Source organism: uncultured Piscinibacter sp., from assembly GCF_937952055.1.
Lineage (GTDB): Bacteria > Pseudomonadota > Gammaproteobacteria > Burkholderiales > Burkholderiaceae_C > Piscinibacter.
The window spans coordinates 19,989-44,791 of sequence record NZ_CALFYO010000018.1; the positions used below are offsets into that span (position 1 = coordinate 19,989).

17 protein-coding genes and 4 tRNA genes are annotated in these 24,803 nt (G+C 66.9%); 16 read left to right on the top strand and 5 right to left on the bottom strand.

Going from position 1 to position 24,803, the window contains the following annotated elements:
* Positions 1-20 precede the first annotated feature (20 nt).
* The 4 genes from Q0599_RS06980 to hpnC all read right to left on the bottom strand — a co-directional run bounded on the left by Q0599_RS06980 (position 21) and on the right by hpnC (position 3,815).
* Positions 21-788 carry an IclR family transcriptional regulator gene (locus Q0599_RS06980; RefSeq protein WP_298827613.1) on the bottom strand — a complete coding sequence of 256 codons (768 nt, stop codon included), beginning with the start codon at positions 786-788 and terminating at the stop codon, positions 21-23.
* 70 nt (positions 789-858) lie between these two features.
* Positions 859-2,127, bottom strand: a complete 1,269-nt coding sequence (hpnE, locus tag Q0599_RS06985; RefSeq protein ID WP_298827616.1) for a hydroxysqualene dehydroxylase HpnE — start codon at positions 2,125-2,127, stop codon at positions 859-861.
* A complete protein-coding gene (gene hpnD / locus Q0599_RS06990) occupies positions 2,128-2,964 on the bottom strand; it encodes a presqualene diphosphate synthase HpnD (protein ID WP_298827618.1) in 837 nt (278 codons plus the stop codon).
* On the bottom strand, positions 2,961-3,815 hold the full coding sequence (hpnC, locus tag Q0599_RS06995; protein ID WP_298827621.1) for a squalene synthase HpnC: 855 nt from the start codon (positions 3,813-3,815) through the stop codon (positions 2,961-2,963). The genes hpnD and hpnC overlap by 4 nt, the downstream gene beginning before the upstream one ends.
* A gap of 146 nt (positions 3,816-3,961) precedes the next feature.
* Between hpnC and Q0599_RS07000 the strand changes: the two genes are divergently transcribed.
* The 11 genes from Q0599_RS07000 (at position 3,962) to Q0599_RS07050 (ending at position 16,096) form a co-directional block, all read left to right on the top strand.
* Positions 3,962-5,089: an efflux RND transporter periplasmic adaptor subunit gene (locus Q0599_RS07000; RefSeq protein ID WP_298827624.1), complete on the top strand. Its 1,128-nt coding sequence runs from the start codon at positions 3,962-3,964 to the stop codon at positions 5,087-5,089.
* An 11-nt stretch (positions 5,090-5,100) separates the two neighbouring features.
* The gene (locus tag Q0599_RS07005; protein ID WP_298827625.1) at positions 5,101-8,238 is read left to right on the top strand and encodes an efflux RND transporter permease subunit; all 3,138 of its coding nucleotides are present in this window, start codon (positions 5,101-5,103) and stop codon (positions 8,236-8,238) included.
* A gap of 33 nt (positions 8,239-8,271) precedes the next feature.
* Positions 8,272-8,358: transfer RNA gene (locus tag Q0599_RS07010), tRNA-Leu, on the top strand.
* Positions 8,359-8,387: 29 nt separating this feature from the next.
* Positions 8,388-9,695 carry a trigger factor gene (gene tig, locus Q0599_RS07015; RefSeq protein WP_298827628.1) on the top strand — a complete coding sequence of 436 codons (1,308 nt, stop codon included), beginning with the start codon at positions 8,388-8,390 and terminating at the stop codon, positions 9,693-9,695.
* 149 nt (positions 9,696-9,844) lie between these two features.
* Positions 9,845-10,453 carry an ATP-dependent Clp endopeptidase proteolytic subunit ClpP gene (gene clpP, locus Q0599_RS07020; RefSeq protein WP_298827630.1) on the top strand — a complete coding sequence of 203 codons (609 nt, stop codon included), beginning with the start codon at positions 9,845-9,847 and terminating at the stop codon, positions 10,451-10,453.
* 118 nt (positions 10,454-10,571) lie between these two features.
* Positions 10,572-11,840 carry an ATP-dependent Clp protease ATP-binding subunit ClpX gene (gene clpX / locus Q0599_RS07025; protein WP_298827632.1) on the top strand — a complete coding sequence of 423 codons (1,269 nt, stop codon included), beginning with the start codon at positions 10,572-10,574 and terminating at the stop codon, positions 11,838-11,840.
* 88 nt (positions 11,841-11,928) lie between these two features.
* Positions 11,929-14,343: an endopeptidase La gene (gene lon, locus Q0599_RS07030; protein WP_298827634.1), complete on the top strand. Its 2,415-nt coding sequence runs from the start codon at positions 11,929-11,931 to the stop codon at positions 14,341-14,343.
* A 59-nt stretch (positions 14,344-14,402) separates the two neighbouring features.
* Positions 14,403-14,478: transfer RNA gene (locus Q0599_RS07035), tRNA-Gly, on the top strand.
* Positions 14,479-14,545: 67 nt separating this feature from the next.
* Positions 14,546-14,619: transfer RNA gene (locus Q0599_RS07040), tRNA-Cys, on the top strand.
* 68 nt (positions 14,620-14,687) lie between these two features.
* A tRNA-Leu gene (locus tag Q0599_RS07045) sits at positions 14,688-14,779 on the top strand.
* A 15-nt stretch (positions 14,780-14,794) separates the two neighbouring features.
* Positions 14,795-16,096, top strand: a complete 1,302-nt coding sequence (locus Q0599_RS07050; RefSeq protein WP_298827636.1) for an MFS transporter — start codon at positions 14,795-14,797, stop codon at positions 16,094-16,096.
* Here the strand turns inward: Q0599_RS07050 and murI are convergent.
* Positions 16,093-16,947, bottom strand: a complete 855-nt coding sequence (murI, locus tag Q0599_RS07055) for a glutamate racemase (protein WP_298827638.1) — start codon at positions 16,945-16,947, stop codon at positions 16,093-16,095. The genes Q0599_RS07050 and murI overlap by 4 nt on opposite strands.
* 149 nt (positions 16,948-17,096) lie before the next feature.
* On the opposite strand from murI, the gene Q0599_RS07060 reads away from it, so the two are divergent.
* The 5 genes from Q0599_RS07060 (at position 17,097) to Q0599_RS07080 (ending at position 24,799) form a co-directional block, all read left to right on the top strand.
* On the top strand, positions 17,097-17,846 hold the full coding sequence (locus Q0599_RS07060; RefSeq protein WP_298827640.1) for an electron transfer flavoprotein subunit beta/FixA family protein: 750 nt from the start codon (positions 17,097-17,099) through the stop codon (positions 17,844-17,846).
* Between the two features lie 2 nt (positions 17,847-17,848).
* The gene (locus Q0599_RS07065) at positions 17,849-18,778 is read left to right on the top strand and encodes an electron transfer flavoprotein subunit alpha/FixB family protein (RefSeq protein WP_298827642.1); all 930 of its coding nucleotides are present in this window, start codon (positions 17,849-17,851) and stop codon (positions 18,776-18,778) included.
* An 86-nt stretch (positions 18,779-18,864) separates the two neighbouring features.
* A complete protein-coding gene (locus tag Q0599_RS07070) occupies positions 18,865-20,658 on the top strand; it encodes an acyl-CoA dehydrogenase (protein WP_298827644.1) in 1,794 nt (597 codons plus the stop codon).
* A 16-nt stretch (positions 20,659-20,674) separates the two neighbouring features.
* Entirely contained in the window at positions 20,675-21,637 is a 963-nt protein-coding gene (locus Q0599_RS07075; protein WP_298827646.1) for a nitronate monooxygenase family protein, read from the top strand.
* Between the two features lie 303 nt (positions 21,638-21,940).
* Positions 21,941-24,799, top strand: coding sequence for a 2-oxoglutarate dehydrogenase E1 component (locus Q0599_RS07080; protein ID WP_298827648.1), 2,859 nt, complete (start codon positions 21,941-21,943; stop codon positions 24,797-24,799).
* Positions 24,800-24,803: the final 4 nt, after the last annotated feature.

A 24,803-nucleotide genomic window follows, 5' to 3' on the forward strand; every position in this document is an offset into this window, starting at 1 on the left:
TGCGCAGCGGGGCCTGACGCTCAGCTGCGATACCCGAGCGACGCCGAGATCTGCGCCGCGGTTGCCTTCAGCCGCTCCAGCCACGACTCCTCCAGGCGGTCGGCGGGTGCCGAGATCGACAGGCCCGCGACGAGGTGGCCCTGGTCGTCGCGGATGCCCGCGGCCATGCAGCGCACCCCAAGCTCCAGTTCCTCGTCGTCGCGCGCGCAGCCCAGTTGATTCACGCGCGCCAGTTCGCGCTCCAGCGCGGGCAGGTCCGTGATGCTGTTGCGGGTGTGGCCGGCCAGGCCGGTGCGCATCGCGTATGCACGCACGCGCTGAGGATCATCGTTGGCGAGGAACAGCTTGCCGACGGAGGTGAGGTGCAGCGGCGCACGGCCGCCGATCGCGCGCACCACCTGCATGCCCGATCGCTCGCTGTAGGCGCGCTCGATGTAGACGATCTCGTCGCCCTGGCGCATCGACAGATTCACCGGCTGGTGCGTCAGCTTGTGCAGTTCGCGCATCGGACCGAGCGCGGCGTCCCGCACGTCCAGACGTGCCTTCACCAGATTGCCCAGTTCGAGCAGCCGCATGCCGAGCCGGTAGCTGCCAGCCTCCGGTCGGTCGACGAAACGGCCGATGGTCAGGTCGTTCAGGATGCGGTGAGCGGTCGACGGGTGGAGGCCGGAGCGCTCTGCGATCACCTTTAGGGAGACCGGGTCGGGGAAGGAGGCCAGCACCTCCAGCAGGTCGAACGCCCGCTCGAGCACCTGGATCGTGGGCTTCTTGGCTTCGGTCTGTGGCATGCGCGAATTCTCGCTCATCCCCGGTTGATTTTGTATGGCGAAAGAAGATTGGCCGATCCGGAATGCTGAGTCAACTCAACGCAGCGACCGCCTGGACGGCGCTGAGCACAGCTCCCTCGATGGTCGCCGGGTAGGGGCCATCGACGTGATCGCCGACGGCGAGCAGGCCTGGGGCAATGGTCATGGTTGGCCGAACGAGGCCCGGCACACAGCGGAACGTGGCGCGCTTCTCGATGATCTGCAGCTTGAGTACCGGCTCACCGCGCAGTTGTGGGCCGAGAGACCGGCGCGCCTGAGCGAGGGTCGCTGCCAGCGTGGCCTCGCGGCCGGCATTCACCCAGCGCCGCGCGCCGCTGATGACGAAGGCCAGCAATCCGATGGGACCGCCAAGCTGGCCTCGGTCGAAGACGAACTGGGCAGGCTCATCCGCGCCACTGCGCAGCGCGATCATGGGTTCGGACAGGCGGGTGATGCCTGCATCGAGGTAGACGGTGATGATCGGCTCGTAGGCGAGGGCCGAAGCGTTGAGTGACCAAGCCTCGGCGTGCTGCGCCACCAGACGGGCGGCCTCCTCCGGTGGGGTGGCCAGGATGACGGCGTCGAAGCACTCGCCGTCCACGCGCCATGAGGTGCCGTCCCGTTCGAGACGCTGCACGCGTGACGACAACCTCGTGTCCGCACCGCGATCTCGCAGCCTGGCCAGCGCGGGCGCGGGGAACAAGTCGCCCAGGCTGACGCGAGGCAGCAGCAGGTCGGCGGAACCGGGTCCGCTGAACAACGCGTCGCGCAGCACGCGAAGGAACACGGCGGCGCTTGCCTCGCATGCGGGCGTGTTCAGCGCTGCGACGCACAGCGGCTCGATCAGGTCGCGTGCCAGTGTCGTGCCCAGGCGGATGGTGAGGGACTCGACGGTCAGCGACGGCGGGCAGCGAAATCCGTGCAGCGCCCAGCCGGATGCGGCCGCGAGCAGCGCGAGTCGGTCGCGCAGCGTCCAGCCCGCGCGGCGCCATACGCCGGCCGCGAAGGCCAGCGTCGGCGAGCCCGCCGGCAGATGCAGGCCACGACCATCGGCCTCGGTCAGCCGCAGCGGCGTGCGCAACAGGGCGGTGTCGATGTCGACGCCGACCTCGCGCATCAAGCGCAGCGTCTGCACGTAGGCGCCGATCAGGATGTGCTGGCCGTTGTCCAGCGCGATGCCTTCGTGGCGGACCTCGCGCGCGCGGCCACCGGCCTGCGCAGCCATCTCGAAGAGCGTCACCGCGTGACCGGCACGCGTCGCCTCCACGGCCGCAGCCAAGCCGGCCCAGCCCGCGCCGATCACCGCCAGCGAGCGCGGCACCTAGCGACCCCGCCAGTGTGTCTGCATCGCGATCCAGAGCTTGCGAATAGGCGTGAGAGAGGTGCGCTGGTGCAGCACCTGGAAGCCATCGGCCTCGATCTCGCGCAGCAGCGAGCGGTAGATGTTGGCCATCATCAGCCCCGGCTTCTGCGCCGTGCGGTCTGCGTCGGGCAGCAGGGCCAGGGCTTCGTCGTAGCACCGATGCGCTCGCTCGGCCTGGAAGCGCATCAGCGCCGCGAAGCGATCGCTGTAAGCGCGATCGAGGATCTCCTGTGCCGTCACCTCGAACTGCTTCAACTCGGTCATCGGCAGGTAAATGCGGCCACGCCGTGCGTCGTCGCCGACGTCGCGAATGATGTTGGTGAGTTGCATCGCGAGCCCGAGTCGGTGGGCATAGCTCACGGTGTCGTCGTGCGTCCGACCGAAGACATTGGCCGCGACTTCGCCGACGATTCCGGCGACGAGATGGCAATAGCGTGCGAGTCCCGCGAAGTCGAGGTAGCGCGACTGATCGAGGTCCATCTGGCAACCGTCGATCACCGCCTGCAGATGGTCGGCGCGGATGCCATAGTCCTCGGCGATCGGCTGCAGGGCCTGCATCACCGGATGGCTGGGCCCTCCTTCGAAGGCGGCATGGACCTCGCGGCGCCACCAGGCCAGCTTGGTCGCGGCCACGGCGGGGTCGCTGACCTCGTCGACGACGTCGTCGACCTCGCGGCAGAACGCGTAGAAGGCGGTGATCGCCATTCGGCGGGGCGGCGGCAGGAACAGGAAGGCATAGTAGAAGCTCGACCCGCTTGTCGCCGCCTTGTCCTGCACGTACTGCTGTGGCGTCATGCGGCGCTCCCGGCAAGCGCCGGCGAGACCGGGCGCATGCGCAGCGCGCGCCAGACGATGACGGGCAGGTCCGCCGCACGCACCGTCGGCCGCCGGCTCAGGGTGGCGTAGTCGATCGCGGCGATCGTGTCGAGAATGCGCAGCCCGCCTTGCACCACCAGGCGCAATTCCCATCCCGCGCGTCCCGGCACGCGGTGCACCAGTGGCGCGCCTTCGCACATCAGGGCACGTGCCCAATCGCACTGCGCTCGCAAGGCTGCACGAGCCTCGGGCGAGTCACTGCCGGCGAGCAGTACCTCCGGCGACGCTGCGTGCCGCGAGCATTCGTCCAGCGGTAGGTAGAGCCGGCCGCGCCGGGTGTCGATGGCCAGGTCCTGCCAGAAGTTGATCAGCTGAAGCGCGGAGCAGATCGCGTCCGAGCGACGCAGTGAATCCTCGTCGCTGATTCCGTACAGGTGCAGCAGCAGTCGCCCCACCGGATTGGCCGAGCGTCGGCAGTAGTCCAGCAGTTCGTCGCGGTCGGCGTAGCGGTGCTTGATCACGTCCTGCTCGAACGCGTCGAGCAAGTCGTGCAGCAGGGGCAGGGGCAGTGCATAGGCTCGCGCCTCGCGGCCCAGCGCCTCGAACACCCCCGACCAGCGGCCGGAAGTCGGCTCGCCCTTGACCGCCGCCTGCAGGTCGCGCCGGTAGACCGCGAGGTCGGCGAGGCGCGTCGATGGCGTGGCATCGCCTTCGTCGGCGAGGTCGTCCGCCGTGCGTGCAAACCAGTAGATCGCCGCGATTGGTGGGCGCAGGGCCGGCGGGCACAGCCAGGACGCGACGGGAAAATTCTCGTAGTGGTCGACGCTCACGGGCCCGATTGTCCACGGCTGAGTGAGTGGCAGAGCGGGCAGGCGTTCGATGGATGGGGTTTGACATCGCACAAGGGTCCCAATACATTACTGACCAGTCAGTCAGTTAGACCGCGCCGCCCATCAACTCCCACGCCAGGACCCGAATGAAGCCGCTGTATGCCCTCGCGCTCGCCAGCCTCGCCACGCTTTCGGCCTGCTCCAAGCCTGAGCCGGCCGCTGCCCCGATCCGCGCGGTGCGCACTGTCACCGTGGCCCCGCAGACCGCCGGTGGGGGCCACGAATATGCCGGGGAGGTGAAGGCACGCACGGAGTCGCGTCTGGGGTTCCGCGTCAGCGGCAAGATCGTGCGTCGGGACGCCGATCCTGGCGAGAGCGTGAAGGCCGGCCAGCTGCTGGCCCAGCTGGACCCGCAGGATCTGCGGCTCGGGCAGGAGGCCGCCCGGGCGGCGCTCTCGGCGGCCCAGGTCAATCTCGACCAGGCTGCCGCCGACTTCGTGCGCTTCAAGGAACTGCGTGACCAGGGCTTCATCAGTTCGGCGGAGCTCGAACGGCGCGAGACGGCGCTGAAGTCCGCACAGGCCCAGTTCGAGCAGGCGCGGGCGCAGAACAGCGTGCAGGGCAATCAGGCGACCTACGCGTCGCTGCTGGCCGATGCAAAAGGGGTGATCACCGCTGTCGAGGCCGAGCCCGGCATGGTGGTCGCCGCGGGATCGCCGGTGCTGCGCCTGGCACACGACGGCCCGCGCGACGTGGTCTTCGCGGTGCCGGAGGACAAGGTGTCGCTGATCAAGCAGCTCGCCGGCGTGCCCGGCCGCTTCAAGGTGCGGCTGTGGGGCAGCAGCGGTGAGCCGCTGCCCGCCACCATCCGCGAGATCTCGGCGGCTGCCGATCCGGTCACGCGCACCTTTCTCGTCAAGGCCGATATCGGCCATGCCGCGGTGAGGCTCGGGCAGACCGCCACCGTGCTCGTCGAACTGCCGCAGACCGCCGGTGTGACCAAGCTGCCCCTGTCGGCGCTGAAGGAGGAGCAGGGCAGGACCGTGGTCTGGCTGGTCGACCGCCAGAGCATGACCGTGCGCGCCCAACCGGTGCAGGTGGCCGGCGCCGACGGCAACGATGCGGTGATCACCGGCGGGCTGCAGAGCGGTCAGGTGGTCGTGACCGCCGGCGTGCACGTGCTGAACCCGGGGCAGTTGGTGAAGTTCTACGTCGACCCCGGGGCGCCCTCGGCCTCCGCTGCCACCAGCGCCACCGCGGTGTCCATCAAGTGAGCGGGGTGCACGTGGACCACCCTGCGATCGCCGGCGCAGCGCTCTCGCGCTTCAACATCTCGCGCTGGGCGTTGGACCACCCGGCGCTGACCCGCTACCTGCTCGTGGTGCTGCTGCTGCTGGGCTTCGCGGCGTACTTCCAGCTCGGCCAGGACGAAGATCCGCCGTTCACCTTCCGCGCCATGGCGATCCGGGTCTTCTGGCCGGGGGCTACCGCTCAGCAGGTGGCCGACCAGGTGACCGACAAGCTCGAGCGCACCCTGCAGGAAGTGCCGTACTCGGACAAGATCCGCAGCTACTCCAAGCCGGGCGAGGCGCTGATCCTCTTTCAGGTGAAGGACCACTCGCCGCCGCGCGAGATGGCGCAGATCTGGTACACGGTGCGCAAGAAGATCGGCGACATGCGCGGCACCCTTCCGGCCGGGGTGGTCGGCCCGTTCTTCAACGACGAGTTCGGCGATGTCTACGGCTCGATCTATGCGCTGTCCGCCGACGGCTTCAGCTACCAGGAGCTCAAGGACCAGGCCGACTTCGTGCGCCAGCGCCTGCTGAAGGTGAAGGACGTCAACAAAGTGCAGGTGTTCGGCGCGCAGGACGAGAAGGTCTTCATCGAGATTCCACAGAAGCGCCTCGCGCAACTCGGCCTCGACTTCAGCCAGGTGCTGGCGCAGATCGGCCAGCAGAACGCGGTGGAGTCTGCCGGCACGGTGAATGCCCCGACCGACTACGTGCAGGTGCGCGTGGCCGGCCAGTTCAACAGCGTCGATGAGCTGAGGCTCTTCCCGATCCGCGCCAATGGCGCGAGCTTCAAGCTCGGGGACATCGCCGAGATCCGCCGCGCCTACGTCGATCCGCCGCAGGTCAAGGTGCGCCACCAGGGACGAGAGGTGATCGCGCTGGGCATCTCGATGGCCAAGGGTGGAGACATCATCGAGCTGGGCAAGTCGCTGCGGGTGGCCACCGAGGCGATCCGCGCCGACCTGCCGGTGGGCATCGAGCTGCACCAGTTCCAGGACCAGTCGGCCGTCGTGTCGCGCTCGGTGGGCGAGTTCGTCAAGGTGCTGATCGAGGCGGTGGTGATCGTGCTGGCCGTCAGCTTCATCAGCCTGGGTCTGCATTTCAAGCCCTTCCGCATCGACTGGCGGCCGGGTCTGGTGGTGGGCATCACCATCCCCCTGGTGCTGGCCATCACCTTCGTCACGATGTACTACTGGGGCGTGGGCCTGCACAAGATCTCGCTGGGGTCGCTGATCATCGCACTCGGCCTGCTGGTCGACGACGCGATCATCGCGGTCGAGATGATGGTGCGCAAGCTCGAAGAGGGCTACGACAAGGTGCGCGCCGCGACCTTTGCCTACGAGGCGACGGCGATGCCCATGCTGACCGGCACCTTGATCACCGCGGTCGGGTTTCTGCCCATCGGCATGGCCAAGTCGACGGTCGGCGAGTACACCTTCGCGATCTTCGCCGTCACCGCGGCGGCGCTGCTGATCTCATGGGGTGTGTCGGTCTACTTCGTGCCTTACCTGGGCACGCTGATCCTGAAGCACAAGGCCAACGGCAATGTCGCCGGCGAGCCGCACGAGCTGTTCGACACGCCGTTCTACACGCGCTTCCGTGCGCTGGTGAACTGGTGCGTCCAGCACCGCTGGATCACCATCGCCCTGACCATCGGCACACTGGTGCTCGGCCTGTTGGGCATGGGCAAGGTGCAGAACCAGTTCTTCCCGGACTCGAGCCGGCTGGAGATCCTGGTCGACCTCTGGTACCCGGAAGGCACGTCCTACAGCGCCAACGAGGAGGTGACCAGGCGCGTCGAGGCCCGCATCATGACGCTGGAAGGCGTGGACCACGTCACCACCTGGGTGGGCAGCGGCGCCGAGCGCTTCGCTCTGGTACTCGATCAGATCTTTCCGCAAAGCAACGTCAGCCAGCTGATCGTGCTGCCCAGGGACTTGGCTTCTCGCGAGCGGCTGCGCAGGATGCTGCCCGAGGTGCTGGCCAGCGAGTTCCCGGAGGCTCGCGGCCGCGCCAAGCTGCTGCCCAACGGGCCGCCGGTGCCTTACCCGGTGCAGTTCCGCGTCGTCGGGCCCGACCCGCGCAAGGTGCGCGCCTACGCCGACGAGGTCAAGGCGATCATGCGCGGCAACCCGAACCTGCGCGGCATCAACGACAACTGGAACGAATCGGTCAAGGTGCTGCGGCTGGAGGTGGACCAGGACAAGGCGCGCGCGCTGGGCGTGACCAGCCAGTCCATCGCGCAGGCAGCGCGCACCTTCAACAGCGGCTCGACGATCGGCCAGTTTCGCGAGGGAGACAAGCTGATCGACATCGTGCTGCGCCAACCGCTGGAGGAGCGCGACACTCTGACCGCGCTGGCCAGTGGCTATGTGCCGACCGCCAGCGGCCGCAGCATCCCGCTGTCGCAGATCGCCAAGGCGAGCTTCAGCTGGGAGCCGGGCGTGCTGTGGCGCGAAGGACGCGACTACGCGGCCACGGTGCAGGGCGACATCGTCGAGGGCCTGCAGGGCGCCACGGTGACGGCGCAGCTCGATCCGCTGTTCAAGCCGGTGCGCGACCGCATGCTGCCGGGCTACCGCATCGAGGTGGCCGGCGCGGTGGAGGAAAGCAGCAAGGGCCAGGGCTCCATTGCCGCCGGCGCGCCGCTGATGCTGTTCATCATGTTCACGCTCCTGATGCTGCAACTGCACAGCTTCAGCCGCGCGGTGCTGGTGTTCCTGACCGGTCCGATGGGTATCGCCGGCGTGGCCGCCGCACTGCTGCTGCTCGACCGGCCGTTCGGCTTCGTCGCGCTGCTCGGCGTGATCGCGCTGATGGGCATGATCATGCGCAACTCGGTGATCCTGATCGACCAGATCGAGCACGACCGCGAGCGCGGCGTGGCGACCTGGGATGCGATCGTCGAGGCGGCTGTGAGGCGTTTCCGGCCAATCATCCTGACGGCGGCGGCGGCGGTGCTGGCGATGATCCCCTTGTCGCGCAGCGTGTTCTGGGGGCCGATGGCCGTGGCCATCATGGGCGGACTGATCGTCGCCACGGCGCTGACGCTGCTCGCCCTGCCGGCCATGTACGCGGCCTGGTTCCGCGTCAAACCGGCCCGTGAGGAGCGGCTCGCCGCATCCCGCTAAAATCTCGGGTTTGCCGTCGAGGCCGTCCCCCTTGCGCGGGTGGCGAAATTGGTAGACGCACCAGGTTTAGGTCCTGACGCCAGCGATGGTGTGGGGGTTCGAGTCCCCCCCCGCGCACCAGACATTCAACCCTCCAGTCCGAGAACACCATGTCCGTTCAAGTCGAAACCCTCGAGAAGCTCGAGCGCCGCATCACGCTGACGCTGCCCACCGACACCATCAAGTCGGAGGTCGAGTCGCGCCTGAAGCGCCTGGCTCGCACGGTCAAGGCCGATGGCTTCCGCCCGGGCAAGGTGCCGATGAGCGTGGTCGCCCAGCGCTACGGCTACTCTGTGCACTACGAGGTGATGAACGACAAGGTCGGCGAGAAGTTCAACGAGGCCGTCAACGAGGCCAAGCTGCGCGTCGCCGGTGCGCCCCGCATCACCGAGAAGGAGGGCGCGGCCGAGGGGGAAGTGGCCTTCGACGCCACGTTCGAGGTCTATCCTGAGGTGAAGATCGGCGACCTCGCCAGCGCCGAGGTCGAGCGCGTCAGCACGGAGGTGACCGAGGCTGCGATCGACAAGACCCTGGACATCCTGCGCAAGCAACGTCGCACCTTTCAGCAGCGCGCCGCCTCGGAAGGGGCTGCCGAGGGCGACCGCGTGACGATCGACTTCGAAGGAAAGATCGACGGCGTGCCCTTCGAAGGCGGCAAGGCCGAGGGCTTCCAGTTCATCGTCGGCGAAGGCCAGATGCTCGAGCAGTTCGACGCTGCGGTGCGCGGCATGAAGGCCGGTGAGAGCAAGACCTTCCCGCTGCAGTTCCCGGCCGACTACCACGGCAAGGACGTGGCAGGGAAGGAAGCCGACTTCCTGGTGACGCTCAAGAAGATCGAGGCGCAGCACCTGCCCGAGGTCAACGAGGCACTGGCCAAGTCGCTCGGCATCAAGGAAGGTTCGGTCGAGGCGCTGCGTGCCGACATCAAGAAGAACCTCGAGCGCGAGGTCAAGTTCCGTGTGCTGGCGCGCAACAAGTCCAGCGTGATGGAAGCGCTGATCAAGGTGGCCGAGCTCGACGTGCCCAAGGCGCTGGTCGCCGGCGAGGTGGACCGCATGACCGAAGCGGCTCGTGCCGACCTGAAGAAGCGCGGCGTCAAGGATGCGGACAATGCACCGATCCCGGCCGAGATCTTCCAGCCTCAGGCCGAGCGCCGCGTGCGCCTCGGGCTGGTGGTGGGCGAGCTGGTGCGCGCCAACAACCTGCAGGCCAAGCCCGAACAGTTGCAGGCGCACATCGAGGAAATGGCGCAAAGCTACGAGCGTCCCGCCGAGGTGGTGCGCTGGTACCTGGGCGATCGCAACCGCATGGCCGAGGTCGAGGCGGTGGTGATCGAGAACAACGTCGCTGCGTTCGTGCTTGGCAAGGCCAAGGTCACCGACAAGGCCGTTCCCTTCGACGAGTTGATGGTCGGCTGAGCGACGAAGGTCGCGAAGCGCGGCGCACAGCCGCTCGCACGGGGCACCGGGCCGCGAGGCCGGTGCCCCGCGCCGCTTCTGCGAGGCCGCTCTTGTGGCGACATAATCAGCCCCAACTTCCCCGCAGAACTCACTTTCCAAGGATCGTCATGAGCGCGCTCGACACCACCAGCCTGGGCATGGTGCCCATCGTCATCGAGACTTCCGGCCGCGGCGAGCGCGCCTACGACATCTACAGCCGCCTGCTGCGCGAGCGCATCATCTTCCTCGTCGGCCCGGTGACCGACCAGTCGGCCAACCTCGTGGTGGCGCAGATGCTGTTCCTGGAGAGCGAGAACCCCGACAAGGACATCTATCTGTACATCAACTCGCCGGGCGGCTCGGTGACCGCAGGCATGTCGATCTACGACACCATGCAGTTCGTCAAGCCGGACGTCTCGACCATGTGCCTGGGCATGGCGGCGAGCATGGGTTCCTTCCTGCTGATGGCCGGCGCCAAGGGCAAGCGGGTGGCGCTGCCGAACTCGCGCGTGATGATCCACCAGCCGTCCGGCGGTGCCCAGGGGCAGGCCACCGACATCGAGATCCACGCGCGCGAGATCCTCAAGACACGCGAGCAACTGAACAAGATCTACGCGGAGCGCACGGGCCAGTCGCTGGCCAAGATCCAGGCCGACATGGAGCGTGACTTCTTTCTCGATGCGGAAGAAGCCAAGGCCTATGGGCTGATCGACCAGGTGATCACCAAGCGTCCCTGAGCGGCGCCGCTGCGGCCTGGCGCGGAGAAGGGCCGTTTTCGGTCCTTATCCACAGGGAAGTCCGGGTTGCCGTTTCCACTATCATTGGCGCAGCGCCACCCAACCAGGCAATCCATCCATGGCCGACAAGAAAGGCTCCGCGACCGAGAAGGTTCTGTATTGCTCCTTCTGCGGCAAGAGCCAGCACGAAGTCAAGAAGCTGATCGCCGGCCCGTCGGTGTTCATCTGCGACGAGTGCATCGAGCTGTGCAACGACATCATCCGCGATGAAGTGCCGGCCGAAGGCGCGGAAGCTCGCGCTGCCAAGTCGGACCTGCCGATCCCGACCGAGATCAAGTCCATCCTCGACCAGTACGTGATCGGGCAGGACGCTGCCAAGCGCACCCTCGCCGTGGCGGTCTACAACCACTACAAGCGGCTCAAGCACATGAGCCGCACGAAGGACGAGGTCGAGCTCGCCAAGAGCAACATCCTGCTCATCGGGCCCACTGGCTCGGGCAAGACGCTCCTCGCCCAGACGCTCGCCCGTCTGCTCAACGTGCCCTTCGTCATCGCCGACGCCACCACGCTGACCGAAGCCGGGTACGTGGGCGAGGACGTCGAGAACATCATCCAGAAGCTGTTGCAGAACTGCGGCTACGACGTCGAGAAGGCGCAGCGCGGCATCGTCTACATCGACGAGATCGACAAGATCTCGCGCAAGGCCGACAACCCGTCGATCACCCGCGACGTGTCCGGAGAGGGCGTGCAGCAGGCGTTGCTCAAGCTCGTCGAAGGAACGATGGCCAGCGTGCCGCCGCAGGGCGGGCGCAAGCACCCGAATCAGGATTTCCTGCAGATCGACACGACGAACATCCTGTTCATCTGCGGCGGCGCATTCGACGGCCTGGAGAAAGTCATCCAGAACCGCACCGAGCGCTCGGGCATCGGTTTCGGTGCGTCGGTGCATGGCAAGTCGGAGCGGCGCGTTTCCGAGGTGTTCCGCGAGGTGGAGCCTGAGGACCTGATCAAGTTCGGTCTGATCCCGGAACTGGTCGGCCGCCTGCCGGTGGTGGCGACGCTGGGCGAGCTGACCGAGGACGCACTGGTGCAGATCCTCACCGAGCCGAAGAACGCGCTGGTGAAGCAGTACCAGAAGCTGTTCGCCATGGATGGTGTCGAGCTCGAGATCCGCCCCTCGGCGCTGGCGGCGATCGCCCGCAAGGCGCTGGCACGCAAGACCGGCGCGCGCGGCTTGAGATCCATCATGGAGCATTCGCTGATCGACACCATGTTCGACCTGCCGAACCTGGATGGCGTGGCCAAGGTGGTGCTCGACGAACACACGATCGAAGAAGAGGCAAAGCCGCTGCTCGTCTACCGCGAGCAGGCAAAGGCGAGCGCCTGACGTCCGGTGTGCCGCTGCGGGAGGTGGTGGCGGCTCCTTGCAATTGACGGCTCGGGCCTCAGATCGGCCTGAGAAAGAGAGGTTTCCAATGTCCGGACATCCCGTACTCCCCGCCGAGAAGATCAACCTGCCGCTGCTGCCGCTGCGCGATGTGGTGGTCTTCCCGCACATGGTGATCCCGCTGTTCGTGGGCCGCCCGAAGTCCATCAAGGCGCTCGAGGTCGCCATGGAGGCCGGGCGCCAGATCATGCTGGTGGCGCAGAAGGCGGCTGGCAAGGACGAGCCCAAGCCCGACGACATGTTCGAGGTCGGCTGCGTGTCCAGCATCCTGCAGATGCTCAAGCTGCCCGACGGCACGGTAAAGGTGCTGGTCGAGGGCATCCAGCGCGCCAACACGCACCAGATCAGCGACAACGGCGAGTACTTCGTCGCCGACGTGACGCCTGTGCCGCCCGAGGCCGACACCAAGCCCGAGATCGAGGCGTTGCGCCGCGCGGTTACCCAGCAGTTCGACCAGTACGTCAAGCTGAACAAGAAGATTCCGCCGGAAATCCTCACCTCCATCGCCGGCATCGACGATGCGGGCCGACTGGCCGACACGATCGCCGCACACCTGCCGCTCAAGCTCGAGAACAAACAATCGGTGCTCGACCTGTTCGCGGTCGACAAGCGGCTGGAGAAGCTGCTCGAGCAGCTCGAGCACGAGGTCGACATCCTGCAGGTGGAAAAGCGCATCCGCGGCCGCGTGAAGCGGCAGATGGAAAAGAGTCAGCGCGAGTACTACCTCAACGAGCAGGTCAAGGCGATCCAGAAGGAGCTGGGCGACGGCGAGGAGGGTGCCGATCTCGAGGAACTCGAGAAGAAGATCATCGCCGCCAAGATGCCCAAGGAGGCGCGCAAGAAGGCCGAATCGGAGCTGAAGAAGCTCAAGCTGATGTCGCCGATGTCGGCCGAAGCGACGGTGGTGCGCAACTACATCGACACGCTGATCAACTTGCCCTGGGCGAAGAAGACCAAGATCAAGCATGACCTGACCTTCGCCGAACAGGTGCTCAACGAGGACCACTACGGCCTGGAAAAGGTCAAGGACCGCATCCTCGAGTACCTCGCAGTGCAGCAGCGTGTGGACAAGGTGAAGGCGCCGATCCTGTGCCTCGTGGGCCCCCCGGGTGTCGGCAAGACCTCGTTGGGCCAGTCAGTGGCTCGTGCGACCGGGCGCAAGTTCGTGCGCATGGCGCTCGGCGGCGTGCGCGACGAGGCGGAGATCCGCGGTCACCGCCGTACCTACATCGGCTCGATGCCGGGCAAGGTGCTGCAGAGCCTGACCAAGGTGGGTACGCGCAATCCGCTGTTCCTTCTCGACGAGATCGACAAGCTGGGCATGGACTTTCGCGGCGACCCGTCGTCGGCGCTGCTGGAGGTGCTCGACCCCGAGCAGAACCATACCTTCGGCGACCACTACGTCGAGGTCGACTTCGACCTCAGCGACACGATGTTCATCGCCACCTCCAACTCGATGAACATCCCGCCGGCGCTGCTCGATCGCATGGAGGTCATCCGACTGTCGGGCTACACCGAAGACGAGAAGGTCAACATTGCCCTGCGCTACCTGCTGCCCAAGCAGCGGAAGAACAACGGCGTCAAGGACGAGGAGATGGAAGTCACCGAGTCCGCGGTGCGCGGCATCATCCGCTACTACACCCGCGAGGCCGGCGTGCGCTCGCTGGAGCGCGAGATCAGCAAGATCTGCCGCAAGGTGGTGAAGGCGATCCAGCTCAAGCAGGTCACCGATAAGGTCGTCGTCATCGAGGAGAACCTCAACGACTACCTCGGCGTGCGCAAGTACAGCTACGGCCAGGCCGAGAAGCAGAACCAGGTCGGCCAAGTGGTCGGTCTGGCGTGGACCGAGGTGGGCGGTGACCTGCTGACCATCGAGGCGGCGGTGATGTCCGGCAAGGGCAACATCATCCGAACCGGCCAGCTCGGCGACGTGATGAAGGAGTCGGTCGAGGCGGCTCGGTCCGTCGTGCGCAGCCGCGCTCGACGCCTGGGCATCAAGGACGAGTTGTTCGAGAAGCGCGACGTGCACATCCACGTGCCGGACGGCGCGACGCCCAAGGATGGTCCGAGCGCGGGCATCGCGATGACGACGGCCTTCGTTTCGGCGCTCACTGGCATCCCGGTGCGCGCCGACGTGGCGATGACCGGCGAGATCACGCTGCGTGGCGAGGTCACCGCGATCGGCGGCCTGAAGGAAAAGTTGCTCGCGGCGCACCGCGGCGGCATCAAGACGGTGCTGATCCCGGAAGAGAACGTGAAGGACCTGCAGGACATTCCCGAGAACGTGAAGAACCATCTCGAGATCGTTCCGGTCAAGTGGATCGACCGCGTGCTCGAGGTGGCTCTGCAGTCCGCGCCGCAGCCGCTGCCCGAGGAGGAGCCGGCCAAGGCGGGCGACGCCGCGAAGCCCGCGGGCACGGCCGGCGAAGTCGTGACGCACTGAAGACGGACATCGTCGGGTTTGCGGACCGGCCGATTTCTCGTCTATAATGCGAGGCTCACGCGGGAGTAGCTCAGTTGGTAGAGCGCAACCTTGCCAAGGTTGAGGTCGCGAGTTCGAGACTCGTCTCCCGCTCCAGGTTCAGCAGCGGTCTGATCGCAAAAGGGAAGCCCAGGCTTCCCTTTTTTGTCAGAATCGACGCCACGGCGCGGTAGCAAAGCGGTTATGCACCGGATTGCAAATCCGTTCAGCCCGGTTCGACTCCGGGCCGCGCCTCCAGTCTCTCCCTTGGGCCTCGCACGCGCGAGGCCCTCTTGTTTGCACCGCCGATAATCGCGCGCAGCCCCGCCCGGGTGGTGAAACAGGTAAACACAGCGGACTTAAAATCCGCCGCCTCTCGCAAGAGGGCTTGCGGGTTCGATGCCCGCCCCGGGTACCACGCAGCGGAGATCGCATGGCCCTCTTTCCGCAGGACGCGCTCAACGACGGCGTGCGCAAGCGCGAGGTCTTCGGCTGGGCGATGTACGACTTCGCCAACTCCGGCTACACGACGGTGGTGTTGACGGCGGTGTTCAACACCTACTTCGTCGGCGTGGTGGCAGGGGGGGCCGATTGGGCCACCCTGGCCTGGACGCTGGTGATCGCCGCTTCGAGCTTGGTCGTGATGTTCACCATGCCGGCGATCGGTGCCTATGCCGACCTGCACGCGCGCAAGAAGGCGCTGCTCGCGATGAGCACGGCCGCATGCGTGGCGGGCACGGCGGCGCTGGCCCTGGCCGGCGGCGGTGACCTGTGGATCGCGGTCGCGGCGATGCTCGTTTCGAACGTCTGCTACTCCTACGGCGAGTCGCTCACCGCGGCCTTCCTGCCGGAACTGGCGAAGTCCGATTCGATGGGGCGCGTCTCCGGGTGGGGCTGGAGCTTTGGTTACCTGGGGGGCATGCTCTCTCTCGGCCTGTGCTTGGCCTACGTCATGTCGGCACAGTCGCGCGGCATCCCGGCCACCGAGTTCGTACCGGTGACCATGCTGATCACCGCAGGCGTCTACGGCACAGCCTCGTTGGCCACCTTCGCCTTGCTGCGCGAACGGGCGCTGCCCAACGCGGCGACGGCGGCCGAGGCCAGCCTCGGCAGCGCCTTGCGCCAACTCGCCAGCACGGCACGGCGTGCCCGAGCGTTTCGCGACTTCAGCTGGCTGCTTGCTTGTGCCGCGTTCTACCAGGCCGGCATCTCGGTAGTGATCGCGCTGGCGGCCGTCTATGCCGAGCAGGTGCTGGGCTTCAAGCAGGCGCAGACGATGATGCTCATCTTCCTCGTCAACATCGCCGCGGCGCTCGGTGCTTTCGCATTCGGGTACTGGCAGGACCGCATCGGACACAAGCGCGCGCTGGGTGTCACGCTGGCCGGTTGGATCGTCATGACCGTCCTCGCTGTTCTGGCCAGCGGACCGGGCCTGTTCTGGGGCGCCGCGGTACTCGCCGGGCTGTGCATGGGCTCGAGTCAGTCGGCCGGTCGAGCCATGGCGGGGGTGTTCGCGCCACCGGCGCAGACCGCGGAGTTCTACGGCTTGTGGACCTTCGCGACGCGGTTGTCGGCGATCGTCGGACCGGTGACCTACGGCCTCGTGACCTGGTGGACCAGCGGCAACCATCGGCTCGCCATCCTGTCGACTGCGGCGTTCTTCGTGATCGGCCTGTTGCTGCTGATCCCTGTGAACGTGCACCGCGGCATGGCGGCGGCAGGCGTCAGGCCCTAGACGGTCAGCCGCTGTGCGGCGATTTGAAGGGCCATGCCCTCCAACCAGGTTCGGGCGAAGCGCAGGAGTTGCTCGGCGTCGCCCGTGGTCTCGAGCAGGCACGGCAATTCTTGCCCCCTCTCACCGCCATGTCGCCAGACGCGGGCGACCTGCGCGGCGACGGCCTCGCCGGTGTCGAGCACGCTGACGCCGGCGCCGAGCACGCGCTCGATGCCGCCGCGCACGAACGAATAGTGCGTGCAGCCGAGTGTGACCACGTCGACGTCCAGCCGGCGGAGCGCTCCGGCATATCGCTCAAGCAGCCCATGCAGTGCCGGGTCGTCGAACTGCCCGTGCTCGATGGCCGCTGCCAGACCGGTGCAGGCTTGCAGGTGGAGGTGGCAGCCGGCCGACTCTCGCGCCGCGAGCGACGCGAACCGTTCGCTGCGCAAGGTCGCCTCGGTGGCTAACACCCCCACATGGCCGGTGCGCGTGGCGGCCACCGCCGGTCTCACGCCGGGTTCGACCCCGACGAAGGCGATTCCGGGATGCTCCGCCCGCAGCGAGTCGATGGCTACTGCCGTGGCCGTGTTGCAGGCGATGACGATGACCTTCGCCCCTGCAGCAAGCAGATGGTCACTGATGCGTGAGGCGCGGTCGCGAATTTCGGTGTCTGATCGCTCGCCGTAAGGGGCGTGGCCCGAATCCGCGACGTAGCGCAGCGGCGCGGCGGGGAGTTGCCGGCGGATCGCGGTCAGGATCGACAGCCCGCCGACGCCTGAGTCGAAGATGCCAATGGACGGACCAGTCGGGGCAGCGGGCACGAAGCGGGGTGGAGGGCAATGGGCTGCGCAGTCTAGCTGGCGGTTCATGCTGCATTGCAGCGAACGATGAGTCCGGTCTAAAATAGCACGATCGTTCGATTTTGACCCCGCCACGGACGGAATCCCGGGGGCGTCGGACGCTGGCGCAACACTAGAATCCCATTAACGTAAACGTCAATTCAGCAGGAGCCCGCCGGATGAAGATCCTGGTCCCGGTCAAGCGTGTCGTCGACTACAACGTCAAGGTGCGCGTCAAGAGCGACGGCAGCGGTGTGGACATCGCCAACGTCAAGATGAGCATGAACCCCTTCGACGAGATCGCCGTCGAAGAGGCGGTGCGACTGAAGGAGAAGGGGGTGGCCACCGAGGTGATCGCCGTGTCCTGCGGCGTCACGCAGTGCCAGGAAACGCTGCGCACCGCGATGGCCATCGGTGCCGACCGTGCCATCCTCGTCGAGTCCGATGCCGAACTGCAGCCGCTGGCCGTCGCCAAGCTGCTCAAGGCGCTGGTCGACAAGGAGCAGCCGGGCCTGGTGATCCTCGGCAAGCAGGCGATCGACGACGACTGCAACCAGACCGGCCAGATGCTCGCCGCGCTGGCCGACCTGCCGCAGGCCACGTTCGCCAGCAAGGTCGAAGTGGCCGACGGCAAGGCGAAGGTCACCCGCGAGGTCGACGGCGGCCTCGAGACCCTGTCGATCGCTCTGCCGGCGGTGATCACCACCGACCTGCGCCTGAACGAGCCGCGCTACGTGACGCTGCCGAACATCATGAAGGCGAAGAAGAAGCAACTCGACGTCCTCAAGCCCGCCGACCTCGGCGTGGATGTCGCTCCGCGCATCAAGACGCTGAAGGTCAGCGAGCCGCCCAAGCGCAGCGCCGGCATCAAGGTGCCCGATGTGGCCACGCTCGTGGCCAAGCTCAAGAACGACGCCAAGGTGATCTGAACATGCCCGCACTCGTCATTGCCGAACACGACCATGGCACCCTCAAGGGTGCGACGCTGAACACCGTCACCGCCGCGCTGCAATGCGCTGGCGAAGTGCACGTGCTGATCGCCGGCCAGAACGCCGCCGGCGCGGCGCAGGCCGCTGCGCAACTGCAGGGCGTCGCCAAGGTGCTGCACGCCGACGGCGCGAGCCTGGCCGAGCAACTCGCCGAGAACGTTGCCGCCCAGGTGCTCGCGATCGCGCCGAACTACAGCCACATCCTCTTCCCGGCCACCGCGCACGGCAAGAACGTGGCGCCGCGCGTGGCCGCCCGGCTCGACGCCGGCCAGATCAGCGACATCACCAAGGTGCTCGCCGCCGACACCTTCGAGCGCCCGATCTACGCCGGCAACGCCATCGCCACGGTGCAGAGCCTGGACGCGATCAAGGTCATCACCGTGCGCACCACCGGCTTCGACGCCGCGGGCCAGGGTGGCAACGCCGCGGTCGAGACGATTGCCGCCGCCGCCGACAGCGGCAAGAGTGCCTACGTCGGCAGCGAGATCGCCAAGAGCGACCGTCCCGAACTGACGGCCGCGAAGATCATCGTCAGCGGGGGCCGTGCGATGGGCAGCAGCGACAAGTTCAACGAGGTCCTCACGCCGCTGGCCGACAAGCTCGGCGCCGCGCTGGGGGCCAGTCGCGCCGCAGTCGACGCAGGTTACGCGCCCAACGACTGGCAGGTGGGTCAGACTGGCAAGATCGTCGCGCCGCAGTTGTACATCGCCTGCGGCATCAGCGGCGCGATCCAGCACCTGGCCGGCATGAAGGACTCCAAGGTGATCGTGGCGATCAACAAGGATCCCGAAGCGCCGATCTTCAGCGTCGCCGACTTCGGCCTCGAGGCCGATCTCTTCACCGCCGTGCCGGAACTGGTCGCAGCGCTCTGACCCGCTGACCACCCCGACCAGCCCGTTCGCCGATGTCCCAGGCCGACGGGCTTTTTTCTTGCCTGGACAATTTCGAGGATGACACCGTGAGCTACGTCGCGCCGATCAAGGACATGCTGTTCTGCATGAAGGAACTCGCCTCCCTGGAGGAGGTGGCCAAGCTGCCCGGCTTCGAGGAGGCCGGTCTCGACACCGCGCAGGCGGTCCTGGAGGAATGCGCCAAGCTGAACCAGGATGTCATTGCGCCGCTGAACTGGGAGGGCGACAAGTACCCCTCCTCCTGGCACGACGGCAAGGTGACGACCACGCCGGGCTTCAAGGACGCGTTTCGGCAGTTCGCCGAGGGCGGCTGGCAGGGCCTGCAGCACCCGGCCGACTTCGGCGGCCAGGGCCTGCCCAAGACCATCGGCGCCGCCTGCGGCGAGATGCTCAACAGCGCCAACCTGAGCTTCGCGCTGTGCCCGCTGCTCACCGACGGCGCGATCGAGGCGCTGCTGACCGCCGGCTCGCCCGAACAGCAGGCGACCTTCATCCCGAAGATGATCAGCGGCGAGTGGACAGGCACGATGAACCTCACCGAGCCGCAGGCCGGCTCGGACCTCGCGCTGGTGCGCACGCGTGCCGAGCCACAGCCCGACGGCAGCTACAGAATCTTCGGCACGAAGATCTTCATCACCTACGGCGAGCACGACATGGCGGAGAACATCGTGCACCTGGTGCTGGCGCGCGTGGTCGGCGCCCCGGAGGGTGTGAAGGGCATCAGCCTGTTCATCGTGCCGAAGTTCCTCGTCAATGCCGACGGCTCGCTCGGGGCGCGCAACGACGCGCACTGCGTCAGCATCGAGCACAAGCTGGGCATCAAGGCGAGCCCGACCGCGGTGCTGCAGTTCGGCGACCACGGCGGCGCCATCGGGCAGCTGATCGGCCACGAGAACCGCGGCCTCGAGTACATGTTCATCATGATGAACGCGGCCCGCTATGCGGTGGGCATGCAAGGCATCGCGATCGCCGAGCGCGCCTACCAGAAGGCCGCAGCCTACGCGAAGGATCGTGTGCAGTCGCGGCCGGTCGACGGCTCGATGCCCGGCAGCGCGGCCATCATTCACCACCCCGACGTGAAGCGCATGCTGATGACGATGCGCGCCTACACCGAAGGCTGCCGCGCCATGGCGCTGACCGCCGCCGCCGCCTTCGATGCGTCACACCACCATCCGGACAAGGACGTTCGCGCGCAGAACCAGGCCTTCTACGAGTTCATGGTGCCGCTGGTGAAGGGCTACTCGACCGAGATGAGCCTCGAGGTCACCAGCTTGGGCGTGCAGGTGCACGGCGGCATGGGCTTCATCGAGGAAACCGGCGCCGCGCAGTACTACCGCGATGCCAAGATCCTGACGATCTACGAAGGCACGACGGCGATCCAGGCGAACGACCTGGTCGGCCGCAAGACCGCTCGTGATGGTGGCCAGACGGCCAAGGCCATTGCCCGCCAGATCGGGCACACCGAAGACGCGCTGGCCGGCAGTGCGAGCGCCGCCTCGCAGTCGATGCTGAAGCGCCTGCGCGCCGCGCGCGAGGCCTTCGTGCAGGTGGTCGACTTCGTGGCCGGCAACACCAAGGCGAGCCCGAATGCGGTGTTCGCCGGCTCTGTGCCCTACCTGATGCTCGCCGGCAACCTGATGGCCGGCTGGCAGATGGCGCGCGCGCTGCTCGCCGCGGAGCGGCAACTGGCGCAGGGCGAAGCCGACAGGCCTTTCCTCGCTGCCAAGGTGGCCACCGCGCGCTTCTACGCCGAGCACATCCTGAGCAAGGTGCCGGGCCTGCGTGACGCCATCGTCGAGGGTGGCGACAGCGTCACCGCACTGCCGGCCGAAGCGTTCTGAACCTGGAGTCCCAACCGTGTCCCTGCCACCCCTTCTCGCCAAGCTGCCGCTGCCGGTCATCGGCTCGCCGCTGTTCATCATCAGCAACCCCAAGCTCGTGATCGAGCAGTGCAAGGCCGGCATCGTCGGCGCCATGCCGGCGCTGAACGCGCGGCCGGCCGATCAACTCGACGAGTGGCTCGCCGAGATCACCGAGACTCTTGCCGCGCACGACCGCGCCAACCCGGACCGGCCAGCGGCGCCGTTCGCCATCAACCAGATCGTGCACAAGACCAACGACCGGCTGGAGCACGACATGCAGGTCTGCGCGCGGTACAAGGTGCCGATCGTCATCACCTCGCTGGGCGCGCGAACCGACATCAACGAGGCGGTGCACGGCTGGGGCGGCATCGTGCTGCACGACGTCATCAACAACACGTTCGCGAAGAAGGCGATCGAGAAGGGCGCCGACGGCCTGATCGCCGTGGCGGCGGGCGCCGGCGGCCATGCGGGCGTGAAGAGCCCGTTCGCGCTGGTCCAGGAGATCCGCACGTGGTTCGACGGGCCGCTGGCGCTGTCGGGCTCGATGGCCACGGGCGGCGCGGTACTCGCCGCGCAGGCGATGGGCGCGGACCTCGCCTACATCGGCTCGGCCTTCATCGCCACCGAGGAGGCGCGCGCCAGCGAGGCGTACAAGCAGGCCATCGTGGATTGCAGCTCGGACGACATCGTGTACTCCAGCCTCTTCACCGGCGTGCACGGCAACTACCTGAAACCGTCCATCCGCGCTGCGGGCCTCGACCCGGACAACCTGCCCGAGAGCGACCCGAGCAAGATGAGCTTCGGCGGCGGCGAAGGCTCGAAGTCCAAGGCCTGGAAGGACATCTGGGGCTGCGGCCAGGGCATCGGCGTGGTCGATGGGGTGGTGCCGGCGCGTGAACTGGTGGCCCGTCTCGCGCGCGAGTATCAGGCCGCGCGGCGGCGTCTCTGCCTCAACTGACGCCCCCCGGCGCTCGTGCCGCGCGCCGGTTTCAGCAGCGCGTCAGCATGGATGCGGATGATCACCGTCGTGGTCAACTCAAGTCCGGCTGCAGTCTGTGGCGGCCCCCGGTTCATCCATGTGCCGATTTGATGACCGACAGCCGCGGTGTTACAGTCGCGCCCGAGACTTGAAAGGTCCTTCCCGTCCCCTTTGCTGGTAACAGCCAAGGCGGGTCGCTAGTCCGCCAGCCGGTTAAGCCGTGTCGCGGAAGGTTTTTTAACCCACTACAGCGCTGGAAACCGGCGCGAGAGGTGAGCGAAGATGATGCAGCAATACAGGTCGAACTCGTACCTGTTCGGAGGCAATGCGCCCTACGTCGAAGAGATGTACGAGGCCTACCTCGACAACCCGGGTTCCGTGCCCGACAACTGGCGCGCGTACTTCGACGCCCTCCAGCATGTCCCGGCCACCGACGGTTCCAATGCCCGCGACGTGGCGCATGCGCCGGTCATCGAATCCTTCGCCCAGCGCGCCAAGGCCAACGCCTTCGCCGTCAAGGCCAGCGCCAGCGAACTCGCCGTCGCGCGCAAGCAGGTCCATGTCCAGTCGCTGATCGCCGCCTACCGATCGCTCGGCGCGCGCTGGGCCGACCTCGACCCGCTCAAGCGCCAGGAGCGCCCGAAGATCCCCGAGTTGGAGCCGGGCTTCTACGACCTGAGCGAGTCCGACATGGACATCACGTTCAGCGCGACGAACACCTACTTCACCACCGCCGAACAGCAGACGCTGCGCGAGATCCTGCAGGCGCTGCGCGAGACCTACTGCGGCACCATCGGTGCCGAGTTCATGCACATCACCGAGCCGGGCGAGAAGCGCTGGTGGCAACAGAAGCTCGAATCGATCCGCAGCAAGCCGAACTTCAGTGCCGAGGAGAAGAAGCACATCCTCGACCGCCTCACCGCGGCCGAAGGCCTGGAGCGCTACCTGCACACCAAGTACGTCGGCCAGAAACGCTTCTCGCTGGAAGGCGGGGAGAGCTTCATCGCCGCGATGGACGAGGTGGTGCAGCGCGGCGGCGAGCGCGGCGTGCAGGAGATCGTCATCGGCATGGCCCACCGCGGCCGCCTCAACGTGCTGGTCAACACGCTGGGCAAGATGCCCAAGGACCTGTTCGCGGAGTTCGACCACACCGCCAAGGAAGATCTGCCGGCCGGCGACGTGAAGTACCACCAGGGGTTTTCCAGCGACGTCACGACCCCGGGCGGCCCGGTGCACCTGAGCCTCGCGTTCAACCCCTCGCATCTCGAGATCGTCAACCCGGTCGTCGAGGGCTCCGTGAAGGCGCGGCTCGACCGTCGCGGTGACAAGGACGGCGACACGGTGCTGCCGGTGCTGGTGCATGGCGACGCTGCCTTCGCTGGCCAGGGCGTGGTGATGGAGACGCTGGCGCTGGCGCAGACGCGCGGCTACTACACCGGCGGCACGGTGCATCTGGTCATCAACAACCAGATCGGCTTCACCACCAGCGACCCGCGCGACACGCGCTCGACGCTGTACTGCACCGACGTGGTCAAGATGATCGAGGCGCCGGTGCTGCACGTGAACGGCGACGACCCCGAGGCCGTGGTGCTGTGCACCCAGCTGGCGCTCGATTACCGCCAGGAGTTCAACAAGGACGTGGTGGTCGACATCGTCTGCTTCCGCAAGCTCGGCCACAACGAACAGGACACGCCGGCGCTGACGCAGCCGCTGATGTACAAGAAGATCGGTGCGCACCCGGGCACCCGCAGGCTATACGGCGACAAGCTGGTGGCCCAGGGCCTGCTCCCGGCGGAGGGACCGGACGAGATGGTCAAGGGCTTCCGCGCGGCGATGGATGCCGGCAAGCACACCGTCGACCCGGTGCTGACCAACTACAAGAGCAAGTACGCGGTCGACTGGGCGCCCTTCCTCAACAAGAAGTGGACCGACGCCGCCGATACGGCGTTGCCGCTCACCGAGATCAAGCGCCTGGCGGAGCGGATCACCACGCTGCCGGAGAAGTTCAAGGCCCATCCCCTGGTCGAGAAGGTGCTCGCCGACCGCGCGGCCATGGGCCGCGGCGAGATCAACGTCGACTGGGGCATGGGTGAGCATCTCGCCTTCGCCTCGCTGGTGGCCAGCGGCTATGCCGTGCGACTGTCCGGCGAGGACTGCGGCCGGGGCACCTTCACGCACCGCCATGCGGTGTTGCACGACCAGAACCGTGAACGCTGGGACGAGGGCACCTACGTGCCGCTGCAGAACGTTGCCGAGGGCCAGGCACCCTTCGTGGTCATCGACTCCTTGCTGTCGGAAGAGGCAGTGCTCGGCTTCGAGTACGGCTACGCCTCGGCCGAGCCGAACACGCTGGTGATCTGGGAGGCCCAGTTCGGCGACTTCGCCAACGGTGCACAGGTCGTGATCGATCAGTTCATCGCCTCGGGCGAGGTCAAGTGGGGTCGCGCCAACGGCCTCACGCTGATGCTGCCGCACGGCTACGAAGGTCAGGGCCCCGAGCACAGCTCGGCGCGCCTCGAGCGCTTCATGCAGTTGGCCGCCGACAACAACATGCAGGTCGTTCAGCCGACCTCGGCGAGCCAGATCTTCCATGTGCTGCGCCGGCAGATGGTGCGCATGTTCCGCAAGCCGCTGGTGCTGATGACGCCCAAGAGCCTGCTGCGCAACAAGGATGCCACCTCGCCGCTGACCGAGTTCACGCGCGGCGACTTCAAGACGGTGATCGGCGAGGTCAGTGCCGAGATCGTTGCCGACAAGGTCAAGCGTGTCATCGCCTGCTCCGGCAAGGTGTACTACGACCTCGTGAAGGCGCGCGCGGAGAAGAAGAACCAGGACGTGGCCATCCTGCGCGTCGAGCAGCTCTATCCGTTCCCGCACAAGGCCTTCGCGGCGGAGATGAAGAAGTACCCGAATGCGACCGATGTCGTGTGGTGCCAGGACGAGCCGCAGAACCAGGGGGCCTGGTTCTTCGTGCAGCACTACATCCACGAGAACATGCTCGACGGCCAGCGTCTCGGGTATGCCGGCCGACCGGCTTCGGCCTCCCCGGCGGTGGGTTACGCCCACCTGCACCAGGAGCAGCAGAAGGCCTTGCTCGACCAGGCGTTCGGCAAGCTCAAGGGCTTCGTTCTCAGCAAGTGATTCC